Consider the following 19,222-nt stretch of genomic DNA (forward strand, 5'->3'; position numbering starts at 1 on the left):
TGCCGCAAGCCAATTACCCTTGGCGCTCCAGCACCTGCTGCACCACGGCCTTGAGGGTGGCATAGTCGATATAGCCGGGGATCACTTCATCACCTATGAGCAGAGTCGGCGTGCCGCCAAAGCCCAGTTCAGAGAAGACTCTCACATTGGTATGCATCAACTCGTCGGCGCTCGAGCTGGGCTTGAGGTATTGTTCTGTGCCCGTGGCCTTGGCGACCTGCTGCAGTGAGTTCCCTGTGTGCATGCCATTCTTGGCCATCAAGAGTTCATGTACCCGGGGGAAATCCTTGCGATCCTGCTGCCAAACCTCGAGGGCAAAGGCGCCGGAAGAAAGCTCAGTGCCCTGGGCCTTTATCTGCCTCAATGGTACAAACACATTGACCACCTGTAAGTTTGGGAACTCCTTTAAAAGCTTGGCAAATTCCAGTTCCATCCGCTTACAGTAGGGGCAGTTGTAGTCGGTAAACACCACCAGTTGCAACTCAGGCTTGCTGCTGCCCATGGTCGGCATCTGCGGGTTGTTGAACAGCCAGTCCTTGTGCTTGGCCAGCGCTTGCTGCTGCAACTGTCGCTGCTCCACATAAGACTCTATGCTGCCGAGCACGCCGGGAATGATCTCCGGATGCTTGAGCAAAATGCTGCGGATCTGCCCCAGTTGCTGTTCCTCTTGTTGGCTCAGCTTCTGCTCGGCCGCCTGTAAACTGCCGCTGGCCGCCAGCAGCCAGGCACTCAATACTATCCAATACTTCATCTTGTTATTCCTCAAATTAAATTCATTTTTGTCAGCCAGAGTCGCAGCCAGATCCCCGGCCAACTGGTGACTCCTGTGGTGCTGCTGCGGATTTCGCCCTGATAGATAAACAAAAGCGTCGGTGTCGCCGATACGCCAAGGGAGCGCGCCAAGGCGCCGCTGGGGTCATTGACCACCTCAAAGCCGTAGCCCTTGTTTTGCAGGTACTGCTTAACCTGGGTGTTATTGCCCGACTGCAGCGCCACGGTCACCACCTGCTCACTGTCACTGAAACCATCTACAGTGCCGGACACCAAGGGACAGACGCCACACCAGCTGGCCCAGTAGTACAGAATGACCGGGCGTTCCATACTCATGGCGGCAATATCCAGCTGACTGCCGGCCAGGCTCTGAACCGTTTGCAGCGGCAGGGTTTCCGGCATCTCACGGCTGCGAAAGGCATCGAGGGCAACACTCACCACCAGAATGAATAACCCATAACCGAGCAGGGTCTTGAGCCATTGAAGCCCCTTGTGGGCCGGTTTATTTTCCTGGGTCATTGTCTGCTCTCCGCTTCGGCCAAGGCCGCCAATACTCCATCGCTGCTGAGAATTACCGGTAATGGGTTACCGGCGGGGGTTCCCGGGCCATAGACCTGATTAAAAGGCACTCCAAAGCGGCCATTGGCCTTGAGGTAGGCGGTAATTTCCTCGCTGGGTTTGGTCCAGTCACCGCGCATTAGCAGCACTCTGTCATCGCCGAGGGCATCATAGACAGGGTTTTGCAGCAGCACCCCCACCTTGTTGGCCTGACAGGTAATGCACCAGTCGGCCGTGACATCGACAAACACTGTCTTGCCCTCATCGACTGCCTGTTTGAGCTGCACCAAATTCAGCGGTTGCCAGTGGTGATCCGAAGGCAAAGGGCTAACCCAGGCATCCCTAGTCAGATAACCAACCCCCAGCGCCAGGCTGGCAAACAGAAAACTGCCGCCAATGGCATACACCATTACCTGAGTGCCGTAACGCTTGCCCAGCAGCCCCAGTGTCAGCAACAACATCAAGGCGCCCAGCCCCAAGATGACCGCAACGGAGAAGAAGCTTTGCAGCAGACTCAGCAGCCAGAGACAGGTTGCCAGCATCATCAGCGCGAACACAGGCTTGACCCAACTCATCCAGCGCCCGGGCTTGGGTAAACGCTGCGCCAACGCCGGCCACAACGCCAACATCAGCCAGGGCAAGGCCATTCCCAGCCCCATGGCGCTGAAAAGGGCAAACAGCATGGGATAGTCGGCGCCGAGGGCGAAGGCCACCGCAGTACCGAGAAACGGCGCGGTACATGGCGTAGCCAGCAGCGTGGCCAGCATCCCCTGCAACAGGTGGCCGAGGCGCGAATCATCACCGGCACCGGCCAGACGGGTTTGCCACTTGGAAGGCAGGTTGATTTCAAACACCCCCAGCAGGTTGAGGCCGAAGCCCCAGGTCAGCAGCACCATAAAACCGATAAACCAGGGCTGCTGGAACTGTATCCCCCAGCCCAGCGACTGACCGGACAACTTCAGCAGGCTAAGACCGGCGGCAATCAACCAGAAGGACAGCAAAATACCCAGTGCCGAAGCCATAAAATGGCCGCGAACCTGACTGCGACTGCCCTGGCTGCTCATCATGACCCCGTGCACCTTCATGCCCAGCACAGGCAATACGCAAGGCATGATGTTGAGAATAAGGCCACCGGCCAGCGCCATCAGAAACAGGCTCCACAGCGGCAGGCTTGGCTGCGGCTTGGCAACATGACCTGTGGCGATGGCACCGCTCAGTTCGGCCGAAAGGTGTGTGTCGGCCAGATTAATAAGCAGCAGCTTGCCCTCCAGATCCGGCGTTCCCAGCCAGTGTTTAACCCCGAAAGTGGCGGTCAGCCGTTTGCCATCTGTCTGGATCTGCGGCCGGGAGAAGATTAGCTCGCTGACTGTCTCATCCTCGCCGAACAGAAACAGATCTGCCTGTTGCCAGGGGCTCGCGGCCTCTATGGCCAGTTGCAGCAACTGCTGTTTTTCATCCCAGACAATCGACTGCAATACCGCGCCACCATCGCCCTGTGGCACCTTGGCCATCGCCTCGCCCCACTGGTGCAAAAAGCCATCATCGGCCTTAAGCCCGGCGGCCTGACCGCCAAGCTCCACAGGGTAATCGGTCAACACACAGACATTGGTGCAGGAAGACAGGGTCAGGGTGCCTTTGAGCCGAAACGGCTGCCCGGGATCCTTGAGGCGAATAGTCAGTGGAAACAGGGTATCTCCCTTGTAACCCAGAGTTTCTATACCCTGCAACACATAGCGCTGCGGCAAGGGCCAGTGCCAGTCGACCGCGGCAATATTCTCCGAGGCGGACCAGTCCAGGGTCGGCGGGATCCCGCCTTCCCCCGGCGCGCGCCAGTAGGTTTTCCAGTCGCCGCTCAGGGCCACATCCAGCAGGGCGTTGAGTTCACCGACTTGGCCGGCATCGACATCGGCCAGCGTCAGTTGCACCTTAACCGGAGGATGATCCGGGTGCTTGAGCCAGCCACTGCTCAGCGGCTCTGCCAAGACTACTTGGCTGAGCAGCATCAAACATACCGCGAAGGCATGCCATATTCTTTTTAAATACATGAAATTAGCTCCAAAACAAAACATCAGAACCCGGTGTTAGCCGGCAAGAGTTCAGGATGTTTTCATTCCAGATACACGCACAACACTGAGTGTCGCCTTCGTTTGGGGACTATGGGGTGGGAGAGATAAACACTGAAAGGTCGGGTACTGCCGAGCCAGTTGAGCAACAGCAGAAACAGCAACAGAGCCGTGAGTCCCAGTTGCAGTACCACAGGTTGCAGATTCAGCATATGGGAAGACAGATGGCAGGGCTCTTCATTGAGCTGCGCCTTGCCCGCATCATTGGCGTGGGTCGGCGCAGTATCAACGCCGATTTGCGTCAACTGATGCTGGGCCTTGAGTGGGCAGGAACCAAACAGCGAAAGCTGCTGACCAAAACAGAGCAGAATCACCAGCAGACTGATGATCAATGACACCAGCGCCCTGTCTCTGAGGGAGAAGCGGTTCACACCGAGTGAAAACCCCATGCTGCACTTTGCTCTGTATGGTTTAAGAATGCCGATAGGGTTCCATGATTGGTGACAAAGGTCAATCCTGAAACTGCTGCTGCAACCAATCCTTGCTTGCCATCTGCGCTATTGGCAGGATAATCAAACCCACCAAGCCACAGTTTGCGACCCCAAGATGCAGCTTAAACCTCTTACCCAAGGCAGATACTCCCAGGAGTGGCAATCAGACTACCCTCTGGTGGAGCGAGTATTGCTCAGCTGCGTCAGCGAGCAGCGCCGCTTTGCGCCGGGAGAGGCCTTGATGCAACAGGGACAGAAGCTGAATCAACTGGTACTGGTGCCCAGTGGCAAAATCGCCATGAGCTACAGCGCCCGCAACGGCCGCAACTTTCAACTCGGCACACTGAAATGCGACTCGCAGCTATTCGGTGAAATGGAGTTTTTCACCCAATATCCCTGTCAGTTGGATATTCTGGCAGAAACCACCCTGACCTGCGGCATTATTCCCGCCGACAAGCTGCAACAAGCCCTGGGTGAGCACCCCAGGCTGGCGCTGTTTTTCGCCAGTGCCATCGCCATAGATTATCAGGACACAGTGGACATCTTCACCCGGCGAATGCTCTACCCCATCAGCTACAACATTGCCTACGACCTCTACCACCAACAGCTGGACGATCTGCCGGTATCTGGGTTCAACAAGGGCTATCTGGAGGCCGAGCGTTTCGGCACTACCGCCAGGGTTTACCGCCGGGCGATACAATCGCTGGAAGATGCCGGGTTGGTTCGGCGCAGCAAGGGCAAGCTGGAGATAATGGATCTCAAGGCGCTGCAGGCTTTTGTCGAACAAGGGGAGCTTTAGCTCCCCTATTCGCTGAAAAGATATTCAGGCTCAGGCCACCGCCGCCTCGGCCTGACGCTTAAAGCCAAAATTGGACACCAGCAGCATCAGCAAGATCACCCCGTAGAGCACAGGAATGGCGTACATGACGGTCTGCAAGCCCACTATCTTTTCCGCCATCGAGCTGATCGCCGGGCTAAACATGGCACCGGCACTGCCGCTGATCAGAATGAAGGACACATTGCGGCTACTGGCTTGTTTCACAAAGGAAACCCCATAGGCGATAAAGGCGTTATAGAGCGCGGCGCAGACAAAGCCGTAGCCATAGGTCAGGTATCCCAGGGTTTCCAGATCGCCACTGCTGACAATCCAACTGGTGAGCAGCAGTGCCAATGAGATGATCATCAGCAGGAAGTGGCGGATCTGCATCCGGGTCACTATCAGGGTTGAGATCAAGGCGCCCACCAACGCCGCCGACCAGTACTGGGTGATGATATTGCCCGCCTCTTCAAACGGAATATCAAACTTCTGCTTCACAAACATAGGCGCCCAGGTGAGGAAGGTATAGAGCGCCAGCATGCCCAGAAACAGCCCCAGACCGCCGCTGATAATACCGAAGTTCCACTCGGAACGCTGAGCGGACTGCGCCTGTTTCCCCTGGCCCTGCACCCGGCTGAATGAGGTGAAGGCCGCCAGTGCCAGAGTCAGCAGGGCCACCAGGCCTACCGCCAGATAGCTGTAACTCCAGGCCATGGAGTGCGTTAGGGCATAAGTGGTGATCAACGGAAACACCACCCCGGCCACGTTAAAGGTGGCATCCTGCACCACCAGCATGGTGGACTGGATTCGCTCCTGCCACAGGGACACCACCAGAGTACCAGCGATACACAGGCCGATGCCGCCGCACAAACCCACCAGCGTCATGGCCACCATAACCACGGTCAACGAAGAGCCAAAATGCAGCGCCAGCGCCGACAGGAAGATAACGGCATAGCTCAGCAGTGTCATCGGCTTGATACCGACCTTTTCAATCAACAAAAAGGCCACAACAGTGCCCGCTAGGGCGCCGCCGTTCAGCAGTGAGAAGATTGAAGCCACATCGTTGACATCGGCTCCGAAGCGGGTGGCTATCGGCTCTATCAACATACCGAACTGAGAGGCGAAACCCGCCATGATAAAGTTGGCCAGAAAACTGATGGCCGTCAGTGTGATTTTATTATTCATTTTTTATCATCCATCGACACATAGGTTAGGCCACGGCCAGCGCCAGCGAGATCATCTGGTTAAACGACAGCTGGCGCTCTTCGGCACTGGTTTCTTCACCTGTGAGGCAGTGATCCGATACGGTCAGAATCGCCAAGGCCTCGATGCCGAACTGCTGCGCCAGGCCGTAGAGACCGGCCACTTCCATATCTATCCCCAGAATGCCGAAGCGCTCCAGCGCCGGGATCAGATCTTCATCCGGGTCATAGTAGAGATCGCCGCTGAACACATTGCCCACCCTGACATTCAGCCCCTGGGCCTTGGCCTGTTCCCAGGCCTTGAGCAGCAGCGGGAAGCTGGCCGAAGTCGGCATATGATAACCTGCGCTGCGCTTGGCGTTGGTGACTGAATCTGTCCCCGCCGCCTGAGCCAGGATCACATCACGCATCTGCACCTGACGCTGGGTCGCCCCCAGGCTGCCCACCCGAATGATGCGCTCAACCCCGAAGTCGTTGATCAGCTCATGACCATAGAGCACCATGGAGGGGATCCCCATGCCGTGGCCCATTACGGAAACCGGTTTACCCTGCCAGCTGCCGGTATAACCCAGCATATTGCGCACCGAAGTCACCTCACGGGCATCCTCGAGAAAGTGCTCGGCAATGTATTTGGCCCGCAAAGGATCGCCGGGCATGATAACTGTCTTGGAAAAATCGCCTTTGGCGGCGTTGATATGTGCTGTCATAAGCTGTTCCTCGGATAAAAACTGACCCGAGTCTACCGGCGGCGCCAAAAAAGCCTTGAGGACAAAAGTCCGCTTGCAGGGTATTTGTTTACCAAAATGCCACACTCCTCTCCGCCAACTACAGGGCCATTGTGAGGCAGGCACAGAGCCGAGTCGGCACTATAAACTTTGCAAACGGCGCCAGAGCTGCTTCAACCCCTTGTGATTGCTGCGCACCAGTTTCCAGCGTTCACAGGCATTGAAACGGGCATAGTCGGCAATGGCCCTGGCGAGTTCGGCCAGCAACACATCATCCAAAGGCCGATTGGCATACTCAGGCTCCAACACCAGGTTTTGCAACAGCAGACATTGGCGCGGCCGGTCGGCCTTGACATCGACCCGGCCGATAAACTGCTGGCGCCAGAGGATGGCCAGGCTGTAGTAGCCGTAGATTCGCTTTTCCTGCGGCAGGTACACTTCCAGTTGATAGTCAAAGCCAAACCATTGCTTTAAGCGGTTACGTTGAATAACCAGGTTATCGAAGGGATTAAGCAGCCAGACCCGCTCCGGGATCATGGGCGCCGCACTCAGCTCTGCCGGGCAGAAATACTGCTGACCATCGACCTTAAATTGCTGCAGTTCGCCGGCCTCCAGCCCCTGGGCCAACACCCGCTTGATAACCGGCCGCATGCCTTTACGCAGATAGGCAAACTGAGCCTCTGAGCCAAAACCGTTGGCATTGAGAAAGCGGTTCACCAGATACAGGCCAAACTCCTCATCGTCGGGCACCCGGGTATCTATGCCCGGCGGCAGTACTCGCTCAGCCAAATCATAAACCTTTTGAAACCGCTCGCGCCGCACCACCATTAACTCGCCGCGCATAAACAGCTGTTCCAGCGCCTTCTTGGCCGGTTTCCAGTCCCACCAACTGCCACGTTGATCACTTGGGTGTTCAAAATCACTGGCCTTGAGCGGCCCCTCGGCGCGCACTCTGGCAAGCACTTCCCGCATCAAGGGCTCGTCCGGTTCAAACCAGTGTTTATCCCCTTGGCTCAGTTGCCGTTTGCGTTGCAGGCTGTACCTGTAGTCACTCATAGGCAGATAGGCCGCGGCGTGAGCCCAGTACTCGAACACCTCTTTAGCGGCAATAGCCTGTTGCAGATGCTCGGGGTGATAACCTGGCAACCGGCTGTGCAGCACATGGTGATGGGCCCGCTCGACCACATTAATGGAATCTATCTGCACATAGCCCAGCTGACGGATCACGGCCGCCGCCGATGCCGCCGGTTGCAACAAGCCCTGGCGCTGCAGGTTGAGCCTGAGCCATTCATCGATGGTCAATGGTCCATACAAGGGTGTATCCATGGTGCCTGGCTCCCGATAGCCTTGGTTTAACGTGGCGCTATGATGACAGCTCAATGCCGCTGCCAATGCGAGTAATCAGTTTGCCCTTTTCATGGCTTTCGACGCAAATTTGCACTTCAGTTCACAAAAAAAACGGTTTTGTTCATGGCCGGAGTTGAATGGAAAGCCGGATTATGCGCATATAGCTGCAACCTTTATTAGAATCGACAATAACCAAGGTACATTATGAGCTCACCTTCCTCTGCACGCTGGCCGCGGCAGATCCCCTTTATCATTGCCAGTGAAGCCTGCGAGCGCTTCAGTTTTTACGGCATGCGCAATATTCTGACTCCCTTCCTGATGACCGCTCTGCTGCTGTCTGTGCCGGAAGAACTGCGTCAGGGCGAAGCCAAAGATGTGTTCCACTCCTTTGTGATCGGGGTGTATTTCTTCCCTCTCCTGGGGGGCTGGCTGGCCGACCGTTTCTTCGGTAAATACCACACCATTTTGTGGCTCAGCATAGTCTATGTGATTGGCCATGCCTTCCTGGCGATTTTCGAAACCAGCAAAACCGGCTTCTACTCGGGCCTGTTTCTGATAGCCCTGGGGTCGGGCGGCATCAAACCGCTGGTATCCTCTTTCATGGGCGATCAGTTCGATCAGAGCAATAAGTCGTTGGCGCAAAAAGCCTTCGACATGTTCTATTTCACCATCAACTTCGGCTCCTTCTTCGCCTCGCTGTCGATGCCGCTGCTGCTGAAATTCTTTGGCCCTTCAGTGGCCTTCGGTATCCCGGGGGTATTGATGTTTATCGCCACGGTATTTTTCTGGGGCGGCCGTAAACGTTATGTCCACCAGCAACCCGAGCCCAAAGATCCACACGGTTTCCTGCCGGTGCTCAAGAGCGCCATCTTCACTCCCGTACCCGGCAAGGCCAATACAGGTTTGCTGCTGAGTGCCATAGGCATACTGCTGGCGCTGTTTTCCCTCACCCAATACAACAGCCTGGGAGTGGTGACCGCCTTGTGTCTGGCAATGGTGCTCTTGATGGGTTTTGTCGGCATAGGCGCCTCCATGCAGCTTGAGCGAGCCCGCAATCAACACCCGCTCGAAGCAGTGGACGGTGTGCGCGCCGTATTCCGCATCTTAATCCTGTTTGCTCTGGTCACTCCCTTCTGGTCGCTGTTCGATCAAAAGGCTTCTACCTGGATTTTACAGGCCAACGACATGGTCAAGCCGGACTGGTTTGAGCCGGCCATGATGCAAGCACTCAACCCACTGCTGGTTATGCTGCTGATCCCCTTCAATAACTTTGTGCTCTACCCCATGCTGGAGCGCAGCGGCGTGCGCCTCAATGCCCTGCGTAAAATGGGCGCAGGTATCGCCTTCTCCGGCCTTTCCTGGATAGTGATAGGCAGCATTCAGCTGATGATGGATGGCGGCACCCCCATGTCCATCACCTGGCAAGTACTGCCTTATGCACTGCTGACTTTCGGTGAAGTACTGGTTTCTGCCACCGGATTGGAATTTGCCTACAGCCAGGCACCCAAGTCGATGAAAGGCAGCATCATGAGTTTCTGGACCCTCTCGGTCACTGTGGGCAATCTCTGGGTGCTATTGGCCAACGCCAGCGTCAAGAGCGATGCCGTGACCAATCAGATTGCCGAAACCGGCCTGAGTGTCACCGCCTTCCAGATGTTCTTCTTCGCCGGCTTCGCCCTGCTGGCCGCCTTGGTGTTTGCGCTCTACGCCCGCTCTTACACCATGCAGGATCATTATCGGGAAGTGGAACCGCAACAGGGTTAAGGCGTTTGCCGCCAACCTGAGCGGCAAAACCTCGTTGATTTAAAATCCCCAAAGACCCAACGTGAGTTGGGTCTTTTTCATTGCTGATGAAAAAAACCGCCGGAAACCAAGTTATTCCCTCCCCCGATAGCGGCGGCGCCAAGAACAACCTTTTACACAGACAATCCTGTGCCTGGGAAATAGGCGTACATCTGCAGCTAAATACGACACCGTTGGAGGAAGAATTGCACCGACTTCCCCCTCGGTGTCGCCGAAAGCCGTTGGCGCAAATAACGTGGCTGAGGCATGGATGCCGAAGCAGCGACAGTCGAATCAGGGATGAGCGTCTGAAGCGGTAGTGATTTGCGCCATTAGGCCGAGGGGCTTTCGACACCGTGCGGGGCGGCAGGGGAGATCCAAGAGGGGATTGCTGTTGATCCCCGCTTGGTCGGGTGTGGGGCGAAGCTCCACGACTTTAGGCCGCTGGCACAGCGGCTATCATGGCTTTAAGCCAAAACTCACCAATGAACTTGGTCTTAGCTGCCAACTAAGTTGCAGCCCATCACCTGCGGTGCGCTCTCGCACAGGCGCTCCTGTGACTCGGCGTGAATACGTCCCTGTAGCCTCGACGAAAACGTCCCTGTTTTCGACGGTCACAGTTCCACCTGTGCCTGGAATTAGGCGTACATATGCAGCTAAATACGACACCGTTGGAGGAAGAATTGCACCGACTTCCCCCTCGGTGTCGCCGAAAGTCGTTGGCGCAAATAACGTGGCTGAGGGCGAATGCTCGCCAGTGGCGAGTGTGTTTATGAGCGCGAGCCAAGGAAGGCGAGCTGGCCTTTATCCATGGAAGGATCTGGATGCCGAAGCCGCGCCAGTCGAATCAGGGGCGAGTGTCACCTAGCGACGAGCTAACGAGCGCGAAACAGGATGTTGAGCTGGGCCAGAGTCACATGGATGTGACTCTGAGCGTCTGGCGCGATAGCGAATTGGCATCATAAGCACAAGGGGTTTTCCGCTGCGTCGCGGGTCGCTGGGGGTTTGGAAAGGGGGCGAGTCGATACAGCCCCCTTTCCTCGGGTGTGGGGCGGCGAGTGTCGCGTAGCGACCGGCTACGAGCGAGAGCCAGGGATGGCGAACTGGCCCTTGTGCATGGATGCATTTGCTCCACGACCTTAGGCCGCTGGTACAGCGGCTATCACGGCTTCAGGCAAAAACACACCAATGACCTTGGGTTTAGCTGCTGGCTAAGCTGCTGCCCATCACCTGCGGTGCAGATGGACAGGAAGCCCATGGCAAGTGTGCCACTAGTATTCAGCTCCAACTTGCTCCTTCCGCAGCCGGGGAGTACCCTCTTTTGCAGCCAACCGTTTAAGCAGTATCGGGAATTGATCGCCATGCCAAAGGAAATATTTATACTACGCCACGGCCAGACTGAGTTTAATGCCGCCGGTAAGCTGCAGGGACACTGTAACTCACCGCTGACCGAACTCGGCAGGGCGCAGGCCAAGGCCTATGGTGTTGCCTTGCAACAACAGCTGCGGCAATCGGCAGGAAATCCTGAACAAGAATTTCAGTTGGTTTCCAGCCCGCTGGGAAGGGCCATGGAAACGGCGGCTCTGGTGGCAGAGGTGCTTTGCCGGGATCCCGGCGCCATTATCGCCGAGCCCAGGGTGATTGAATGCGGTTTAGGTGAATGGGAGCAGACCCGGGTCGCCGATATCCACGCCGCCAGACCCGAGCTTGCCGGGCGCAATGACTGGTATCTGCAGGGCCCGGGCGCAGAAACACTACCCCAGGTGCAACAGCGGCTGGCACATTGGCTGACCGATCCGGCAACCCCGGAGCGGGTGATCCTTGTGTCGCACGGCCTGACAGGGATTATCCTGCGCGCCCTGTTGCTGGGCCTGGATAACAAGGCACTTTGGCGTCAGGACAAACCTCAGGATGCCCTCTATCACTTTCACAGTGAGGCTCAGGAGAGACTCAAACGCATCTGTTGCTGACTCGCCAACCAGTCGAAGTGGCCCAACAAGGCCTGCAAATAGCGCTGCTCTTCCGCCGGGAGTTGCCCCTCAGCCGCGGCTATCTGTTGTAAATCGCTCAGCAGTTGCCTGACCAAAGGCTCGGTGCAATAGCCCTTCCACAGTCTCAGGGCGGCTTTTTTCGGCGAATGGCTGTAGCGCCGCAGCTGAATATCGACAAACCAGTCGGCCCGCTCCCGGGCACTGGGCATCAGCGTCATCACATACCAGTTCATCCTCTCCTCCTCAGGCGGATAACTTGATCCTGTCGCGGCCATCGCTCTTGGCCCGGTACAGGGCTGTGTCCGCCGCGCTGAGCATGGCCTCGGCCGTGCGGTACTGGCCATTGATCTCAGTGGCAATCCCCTGGCTGACACTGACACAAACCTCACGGCTCAGCCCCAATTTGACAAAGTCCAGGCTACGAATGGCCTCGGCTATCTGCTCGGCCACCACCCAGGCCATGGCGCTGTTGAATCCGGGCAACACCAGCGCGAACTCCTCACCGCCAAAACGCGCCGCCAAACACAGGGGCGATGGCAACGCCGCGGCTATGGTCTTGGCCATCAATTTCAGGCATTCGTCCCCCATCAGGTGACCATGCTGATCGTTGAACTGTTTGAAATGGTCGGCATCTATGATCAAGGTGCTGATGGGCTTGTGCTTATCGACGCACTGCTGCCACTGGCGTTCCAGTGTCTCGGTAAAGGTGCGGCGATTGGCCAGTCCGGTCAAATAGTCGGTCGCCGCCAAGGTAGACAGGCGTTTAATCTCATCCCTATGGCCGCTGAGATCATGCAAACCAATCACAAACAGCGGCAACAAGCCCTGAATAAAGGAAAGCGACAGATTCACCGGCAGCTCGACCCCATCGACACGTCTGAGCAATACCTCCCAGGGACCATGTTGCAGCGGTACCTGGCGACCGTATTGGCTGCTGAACATGCTGGCGTAGCGGCTACGGTAAGGGGCCGCCAACCAGGTATGCCAAAATTCACCGGTAAAGGTTTCGCTCTGGTCACCCAGCAGCTCGGCTGCCGGAGAGTTCACCGCCAGCACTTTGCCCTCACCATCGGCCAGCACCATAGGTTGCTGCATGCACTCAATCAGGGTCGCCAGAGCCTCGCTGTCACACTCACACTGACTAAAACCAGCTTCATTGCTGTAGGGGCCTGCCATGCTGTTCTCCCTCCCGACCTGCGGGTTGTTCAATTTCGACAGGGATAACTCTAGCGCGTACGTACAAGGCAAACCTTCTGATAAGCTTACGATGTAATTAATTGAAAAATATAGTTAATAATTTAGATCTTCGGCTGAGTAGAATAGTACTGACACGAAGTCACGGAGGGGAAATAGGTAAAACAAAACTCGAAGAAGGCAAATAAACTCCGGTCTTTAAAGACCGGAGAACTGATTCAGCTGTTAACTCAGTTGGTCGGTTTATTGATAACCTCCGGATCCGGGCTGGCCAGCAAGAGTGGCGATTCCTCACTGCTGAACAGGAATTGATACTTGCCTGTGCCTGGGTTGCGCATAGGGTCATACAGCTGCAGCGTCAGGCCATCGGCGCTGACCTCGACCCGATCGATATGACCATCGAAGGGATTGCTGAAGGCGGCACCGACAAATTTCAGCCCGGCCGGAGAATTATCCAGGTTCAACAGTTGGTAGGTGATCACCGCAGGTTCACTGACCACCACATCACCACTGCACTCCACGCCCTGCTGCGAATAGTGAAAGCCCGCCTGCCGGGCGCTATCCAGAGTAACACTCAGCACCACGGGCTCACTGACATCACAGTAAGGTAAACGCGGCCTCAACAATAGGCTGTCGATTTGGCTCAGTTGCGCCGCCTGGTCAAACTCGGCCATCCGTGACTGCCAGCCAAACAGCACCAGGATCCGATAGACTTCCGAAGCACTCAGTGGTTGTTGCAACAGCCGGCGATCCAGCTTCACCAACCCCTGCTCGTCAAACACCAAACTATTGATAAAGGCGGGTAAAGACTGCCCCAAGGACTCCAACGGCGAACGCTCGGCCAGCAAGAGTTGCAACTCGGCGTCACTCTTTACCGGTGCCATCGCCAGATCGATCTCGGCCTGAGTAGCGGCACTCAGTGCCAGGGGAAAACTTGCCAGCAACGCGCTGGCCATCAAAGCAATACGCATAACGACTCCATGTCAATTCGCTCCATATGCCTTATGTGGAGATGAAAAACTGATTGGGTAGCTCCGGGACAGAAGCCACCCAGGTTAATACAATCAAGCCGGATTGATATCTTTTGATCAAAGTAATTTAGGTCTATTAATGACCTGAGGATCCTGACTGGAAACCAGCAGAGTATTACTACTGTTGCTGAGGATCAGCCTAAAGCCTGTATCGCCTACCACAGAGTTGGTATCCATCAGTATCAACATGTCCGGGGCCTCGGCCTTGACTGCATCGATAATCCCGTCGAAGGGAGTATCGAAGGAAGCGCCGACAAAGGCCAGATCCATATCTGTCTTGTCTTGCAGCTTATAGATAATATGAGTGTTGGGTTCATCTACCACTACTGGGCCGTCCGGCTCATAGGCAAACTGAGGCACGCGGTTATCATCCAGAGTAATGGTGACAATGATATTTTTTACGGGTACAGACATAACTTTCATCCTTGTTGTACAGGTTACTGATAGCCATCCAGCTCAGGATAGCCACGGGCTTTTAACTCGGCAAAAAGCTGCCGAGCAGTTTTTTGGTCATCAAGACAATCTAACGATTTTAAGTAAGGCATAACAAACCCTGGTCTTTTATCTTTCTCGATAAAAGAACTCAGACGAGTAGCAACCTTCTGACAATACTCAGAAACCATAATGTCAGTTGGGTTTGATGCTTTTAAAAGGCTCGCCTTTAGTATTTCCCCATCCGATATTTTTACAAGGTATGAAACCTGTTCCGGATTTCTTTCAAATAGCTTTTCAAACGCTGAGATTGACTGAGTAACATAAACACTCGCGGCACCATAATTCCCATTTTTTTCAAGTTGTCTTGACGCCGCCAAGTAAAGCAATCCACTCAACTCTTGCCGGGATAGCTCAGTCAAAATGTTGTCCTGCCTTATCTCACTTTCAAGATCAACCAACTCCCGTTTGATGTCTGAGTACGAGGTATCTGTTTTTAACGCAAGCATATATATCTGAAGGTGGTAAGCATCCCTACGCCAAAGCATGTTTTCCGGGTCCTGTTTCAATGCCTGCTCTGCAACCTTAAAAGCAAAGGCTGCAGTCCGAAATGCCTCATCTTGTCTGTCAATGCGAGTCAGCAACTCCACATATACCCTCAAATTGGCGACCAGCCGCTCCGCCAAATAGGCCTCGGAAATCTGTTCATCCCCTCCCAGTTCAGCCAGGATTTGTTGATGAATGGTCAACGCCGCCAAGATATCCCCATCTGCACTGGCAGCACTGGCGAGCCAGGAGCGGGTATCGGCGACATCGGCCAAGAGCTGGGGATCATCCGGCGACTCGGCCAGCGCGATCAGCTTGAGCCGCAGCGACTCTTCAAAGCCCTGGCGCGCCTTGCTGAAGTCCTGCAGCTCCATCGATAAGGACCCCAGTGAATTGTGGGCGTAGGAGAGCTCCATCAGCGCTTCGCTGTTGTCCGGCGCCAGTCGGTACATGGCCAGACTGTGTTGCAGATAAGCCTCGAACCAGGGGCGGGTGCCCTGCCAATCGCTCTGGTCATACTTGAGTTGCCCAAGCCAAAAGGCATTGGCGCCAAGGGTCTTTAACAGCTCCAGCTGATCTGTACTGCCGGACAGCAGCGGCAAGAGTTTGTCTCTGGCGGCCAGCAGCGCCTTTTCCGCTTCATCCACCCGGCCACGGGAATAGGCCACCTCGCCCATGGCTTCCAGTGTCTGGCCATGGCGAAACAGCGCCGCCTCACTCAGGCTGCCGTCGGCCTCGCGAAAATAATCCAGCGCCTTGTTGCTGACACCATCGAGCAGATCCATCCGGCCTATGCTGCGCAGCTTGTCGGCAAAGTCGCCCACCATAAAGCCCAGCAAGTCTTCGGCCGCCAGGCGCTTGGCCTGCGCCTGCTGCTCGGCTTCAACGCTGCGATAACTCATGAATACCGAGATGAGGGTCAAGAGGCATAAAAGCATGAAAGTCGCGCCCTTGAGGCGCCGCTGACGCTGCCCTCTGGCGCTGGAGGCGGCAACATAGCTTTCGCTGACAGGATCCAGCTCCAGCAGGGGATCGTTTTTCAGCACCAGCGCTTCGGTCAGCGGCTTGCCCTGGGGCAGCAGAAAATCGCGGCTGCACTGCTGTTGTTGCCAGCGTCTGGCCTGATGGAACAGCCTGGCCTTGGCCGCCAGCCCTTCCCTGTGGCTATCTATCCAGTCTCTGGCCCTGGACCAACGTCTGAGCAAGGCTTCATGGGCTATGCTGAAACCGGGTTCGCTGTCCTCCAGATGGGAGACAAACAGCCGACTGTCGACCAAGGCCTGAACCAAGGCGCGCTCGGCATCCGTGGCCAATTCGGAATATCTGGCACTGCGACTGGTGACCGACTGCTCATCTTCCCTGAGGGTCACCAACAGCGACAGCACCCGCGGCAGGGCCGCCCTTTGCGAGCTCGACAAGGAGGCGATGGCATCTTCGGCGGCCTGGCCTATAGCCCCGGCCAGCCCACCCAGGCGGTGATATACCGCCAGTTGCAACTGGTTGTCGTCACTGCGCTGCAGATACAGGGCCTGCAGCATATACTGCAACATGGGCAAAGCATCCGGGTTACTGGCGGCCTCACGGCACAGCAGCTCATCCAAGCCCAGTGCCGATTCAGGGTCAAATTCCCAACTCAAGCCTGCGGCTGCGGCCGGCAAGCGTATCATCTGCAGCAGTTCCTGACGGCTGGGCGGCAAGAGATCGAAATGGGCGCCATTGCCCTTGCCCGCCATCAAGCTGGGGCTGGCAACCACCTGAGGGTAGAACTCATTGCGACAGGCGCTGAGCAGCAATACGGCTCCGGAACGCGCCAGGGTGTCGAGCAGCGCCAGCCCCTGCTCACGGGCGGCGACCGAGAAGCGCGGCGAAGACAGCAGCACTTCCAGACGGTCCACAAACAGGCCGAACCTGGGCTTCTCCCAACTTTGGGACGGCAGCGCCTGGCAGAGTTGGGCGCAGAGGCTGTCGATATCCTGTTCCAGTGCATGAGCCAGCGTTTCGGCGCTGTAGCCGGCCAATACCGGCGCATCGTCCAGCTCCCAATCGAGCATGGCGGCGGCCAATTCCAGCAGCAGTTGATCTTCGGCGACATCGGCCAAATCCAGTATCGAATAGCAGGCCAGGCCTATGCCGTGAAAGCCCTGAGGCGAAGCCAGATTGGGCAAAATGCCTGCGTTGATCAGCGATGACTTACCGCTGCCACTGGGGCCAAGCAGCAAGCAAAACCCGCGACCATGTTTAATCTGCCGGGCTATGCGTTCCAGTAAGGCGTTGATCTGTTCGCTGCGGCCGAAAAACACCCCGGCATAATCGGCGCTGAAGGGTTTTAACCCGGGAAATGGTGAGCCCAGGCTCCAGGCCAGCGAAGGCAAACTGGCTTCGTGGCCGATGGGGAAACGGACATCGGCTACAACTCGATAGCCGCGTTTGCGGATAGTTTCGATGAAAGAAGGATCGCCGGCCTTGTCATCCAGCGCCCGGCGCAGCTGATTGATGGTCTTGTGCAGCGGGTTATCGCCCGTGTCGCTGCCGGGCCAACAGGCATCCAGCAGCTCATCGCTGCTGACTACCTCGCCGCTGCGACGACACAGATACAGCAGCACATCCATGGCTTTGGGTTCCAACTGCCGCAGGCGCTTTCCCAGCCGCAAACTATTGCTGCCGGGATCGACCTGCCAATCACCCAAAAAGAAGCTGCTGTCGCTCATGGAACCTACCGCGATAAGAGATTGACCGCATCTTACCCGGTATACAAAGTTAACACCATGATAACAGCGTTAAATTTTACGTAATGAGCGTTAACTCAAATACTCAAACCCCAGAGCTCGAATGTCTCCCGGCACAGGGATTCGCGAAAATCCGGATGCGCTATGTCGATTAAGGCTCTGGCCCGCTCGCGGATACTGCGGCCCCTGAGGTTGGCACAACCATATTCGGTGGCAATATAGTGCACATGGGCCCGGGTAGTCACTACCCCGGCACCTGGGCTCAGCACAGGCGCGATACGGGAAACCGCGCCTTTGGCGGCCGTGCTCGGCAGGGCGATAACCGAGCGTCCGCCGGGAGAAAGACCGGCGCCGCGAATAAAGTCCATCTGCCCGCCTACCCCGGAATAGATTCGGGTGCCTATGGAGTCGGCGCACACCTGGCCGGAAATATCCACCTGCAGCGCCGAGTTGATGGCCATTACCTGCGGGTTGCGGCGGATAACCGAGGTGTCATTAACCTGCTCTATATCCAGAAACAGCACTTCGGGGTTGTCATCGACAAAGTCATAGAGGGCGCGACTGCCAAGCGCAAAACCTGTGACCAACTTCCCCGGATGCACCTTCTTGCGGCTGTTGTTAATCGCCCCGGAGCGATAGAGCGCCAGAATGCCGTCGGAAAACAGCTCGGTGTGGATCCCTAAGTTTCGTCTGTCTGCCAACTGCCCCAATACGGCATCCGGAATGGCACCTATGCCCATCTGCAAGCAATCGCCGTCTTCAACCAGAGAGGCCACATGCTTGCCGATAGCCTGGCTGATGGCATCGGCTCCGGCCATGGGGTGTTCAGGCAGAGGCGAACTCTGTTCATACACGGCGGCAAAGCGGTCATAGGGTACAAAGCTGTCGCCATGGGTGCGCGGCATTTGCGGGTTGATATGGGCTATGATCCGGCCGGCCACATCACAAGCGGCGCGGCTGGCTTCGACACTGATCCCCAGCGAACAGTTGCCATGACTGTCAGGCGGTGACACCTGTACCAGCGCCGTATCTATGGGTTGCTCGCCGGAGCGAAACAGCTTGGGCACCTCGGATAAAAAGACAGGCACATAATCCGCCTCACCACTGGCCAACAGGGCGCGGGTCGGGGCGCCGCCAAAGAAACAGCGATGGCGCAGATGCCCCTTGAGCTCAGGCACACTCAACGCCTCGGCTTCCTCGGTATGCAGTTGCAGCAAGGTCAGGTTCTGCCGCGTCATGGCATGCTGTGCCAGCGCCTCCAGCAAGACTCTGGGCGTAGCCCCCATAGAGTGGGTCCAGATGAATTCATCATTCCCTATCAGGGATACCGCTTCCAATGCACTGGAACAAACTCTTGGCGCCATGCTGCTTCCTTATTAGCTCGGTGATTTGCTCCTAACCCTAGCCAGTTGCTCTGTGAAGGGCAATCCCTTGTGGCCAGCCAAGGCCCCTTGCCGGTGGAAAGTGGGCGCTACGCCACACTGGGCCTCAAGCCACGTCCAATTTCACAAAAATGCCGCTGCGGCGGATAAGGCGTTTACCCTCA

At 56.4% G+C, this 19,222-nt stretch carries 16 protein-coding genes; 3 read left to right on the forward strand and 13 right to left on the reverse strand.

Going from position 1 to position 19,222, the window contains the following annotated elements; all coding sequences use genetic code 11:
• Positions 1-13: 13 nt before the first annotated feature.
• The 4 genes from N512_RS0104340 to N512_RS0104360 form a co-directional block, all read right to left on the reverse strand.
• Positions 14-751: a DsbA family protein gene (locus tag N512_RS0104340; RefSeq protein ID WP_051472648.1), complete on the reverse strand. Its 738-nt coding sequence runs from the start codon at positions 749-751 to the stop codon at positions 14-16.
• An 11-nt stretch (positions 752-762) separates the two neighbouring features.
• Positions 763-1,290, reverse strand: a complete 528-nt coding sequence (locus N512_RS0104350) for a protein disulfide oxidoreductase (RefSeq protein ID WP_028779529.1) — start codon at positions 1,288-1,290, stop codon at positions 763-765.
• Positions 1,287-3,332 carry a protein-disulfide reductase DsbD family protein gene (locus N512_RS0104355; RefSeq protein WP_231473514.1) on the reverse strand — a complete coding sequence of 682 codons (2,046 nt, stop codon included), beginning with the start codon at positions 3,330-3,332 and terminating at the stop codon, positions 1,287-1,289. The genes N512_RS0104350 and N512_RS0104355 overlap by 4 nt, the downstream gene beginning before the upstream one ends.
• Before the next feature lie 104 nt (positions 3,333-3,436).
• The gene (locus N512_RS0104360; protein ID WP_028779531.1) at positions 3,437-3,841 is read right to left on the reverse strand and encodes a hypothetical protein; all 405 of its coding nucleotides are present in this window, start codon (positions 3,839-3,841) and stop codon (positions 3,437-3,439) included.
• 157 nt (positions 3,842-3,998) lie between these two features.
• Between N512_RS0104360 and N512_RS0104365 the strand changes: the two genes are divergently transcribed.
• Positions 3,999-4,682, forward strand: a complete 684-nt coding sequence (locus N512_RS0104365; protein ID WP_025011747.1) for a Crp/Fnr family transcriptional regulator — start codon at positions 3,999-4,001, stop codon at positions 4,680-4,682.
• A gap of 30 nt (positions 4,683-4,712) precedes the next feature.
• Here the strand turns inward: N512_RS0104365 and tsgA are convergent, their stop codons facing one another.
• From tsgA to N512_RS0104380, 3 genes are all read right to left on the reverse strand, one after another.
• Complete coding sequence (gene tsgA, locus N512_RS0104370) at positions 4,713-5,885, reverse strand: MFS transporter TsgA (RefSeq protein WP_028779532.1); 1,173 nt, start codon at positions 5,883-5,885, stop codon at positions 4,713-4,715.
• A 25-nt stretch (positions 5,886-5,910) separates the two neighbouring features.
• Complete coding sequence (gene deoD / locus N512_RS0104375) at positions 5,911-6,609, reverse strand: purine-nucleoside phosphorylase (RefSeq protein ID WP_028779533.1); 699 nt, start codon at positions 6,607-6,609, stop codon at positions 5,911-5,913.
• Positions 6,610-6,768: 159 nt separating this feature from the next.
• Complete coding sequence (locus N512_RS0104380; RefSeq protein WP_028779534.1) at positions 6,769-7,941, reverse strand: DNA glycosylase AlkZ-like family protein; 1,173 nt, start codon at positions 7,939-7,941, stop codon at positions 6,769-6,771.
• Positions 7,942-8,178: 237 nt separating this feature from the next.
• Here N512_RS0104380 and N512_RS0104385 point away from each other — a divergent pair, with 237 nt between their 5' ends.
• Both N512_RS0104385 and N512_RS22235 read left to right on the forward strand, forming a co-directional pair.
• A complete protein-coding gene (locus N512_RS0104385) occupies positions 8,179-9,738 on the forward strand; it encodes a POT-type proton-dependent oligopeptide transporter (RefSeq protein WP_028779535.1) in 1,560 nt (519 codons plus the stop codon).
• A gap of 1,379 nt (positions 9,739-11,117) precedes the next feature.
• Positions 11,118-11,726 (forward strand): histidine phosphatase family protein, encoded by a 609-nt coding sequence (locus N512_RS22235; protein ID WP_037474210.1) that lies wholly within the window; start codon positions 11,118-11,120, stop codon positions 11,724-11,726.
• Here the strand turns inward: N512_RS22235 and N512_RS0104400 are convergent.
• The 6 genes from N512_RS0104400 to N512_RS0104425 all read right to left on the reverse strand — a co-directional run bounded on the left by N512_RS0104400 (position 11,696) and on the right by N512_RS0104425 (position 19,040).
• On the reverse strand, positions 11,696-11,980 hold the full coding sequence (locus N512_RS0104400; protein WP_028779536.1) for a hypothetical protein: 285 nt from the start codon (positions 11,978-11,980) through the stop codon (positions 11,696-11,698). The two genes, N512_RS22235 and N512_RS0104400, sit on opposite strands and share 31 nt — an antisense overlap.
• Before the next feature lie 10 nt (positions 11,981-11,990).
• Positions 11,991-12,923 carry a sensor domain-containing diguanylate cyclase gene (locus N512_RS22240; RefSeq protein ID WP_051472650.1) on the reverse strand — a complete coding sequence of 311 codons (933 nt, stop codon included), beginning with the start codon at positions 12,921-12,923 and terminating at the stop codon, positions 11,991-11,993.
• A 248-nt stretch (positions 12,924-13,171) separates the two neighbouring features.
• A complete protein-coding gene (locus N512_RS23685; RefSeq protein ID WP_051472651.1) occupies positions 13,172-13,912 on the reverse strand; it encodes a DP-EP family protein in 741 nt (246 codons plus the stop codon).
• A 117-nt stretch (positions 13,913-14,029) separates the two neighbouring features.
• A complete protein-coding gene (locus tag N512_RS0104415) occupies positions 14,030-14,386 on the reverse strand; it encodes a DP-EP family protein (RefSeq protein WP_028779538.1) in 357 nt (118 codons plus the stop codon).
• Between the two features lie 23 nt (positions 14,387-14,409).
• Positions 14,410-17,658, reverse strand: coding sequence for an nSTAND1 domain-containing NTPase (locus N512_RS0104420; RefSeq protein WP_028779539.1), 3,249 nt, complete (start codon positions 17,656-17,658; stop codon positions 14,410-14,412).
• 95 nt (positions 17,659-17,753) lie between these two features.
• Positions 17,754-19,040, reverse strand: a complete 1,287-nt coding sequence (locus N512_RS0104425) for an acetyl-CoA hydrolase/transferase family protein (protein ID WP_028779540.1) — start codon at positions 19,038-19,040, stop codon at positions 17,754-17,756.
• Positions 19,041-19,222 lie beyond the last annotated feature (182 nt).

The organism is Shewanella sp. 38A_GOM-205m (genome assembly GCF_000518445.1).
Classification (GTDB): domain Bacteria; phylum Pseudomonadota; class Gammaproteobacteria; order Enterobacterales; family Shewanellaceae; genus Shewanella; species Shewanella algae.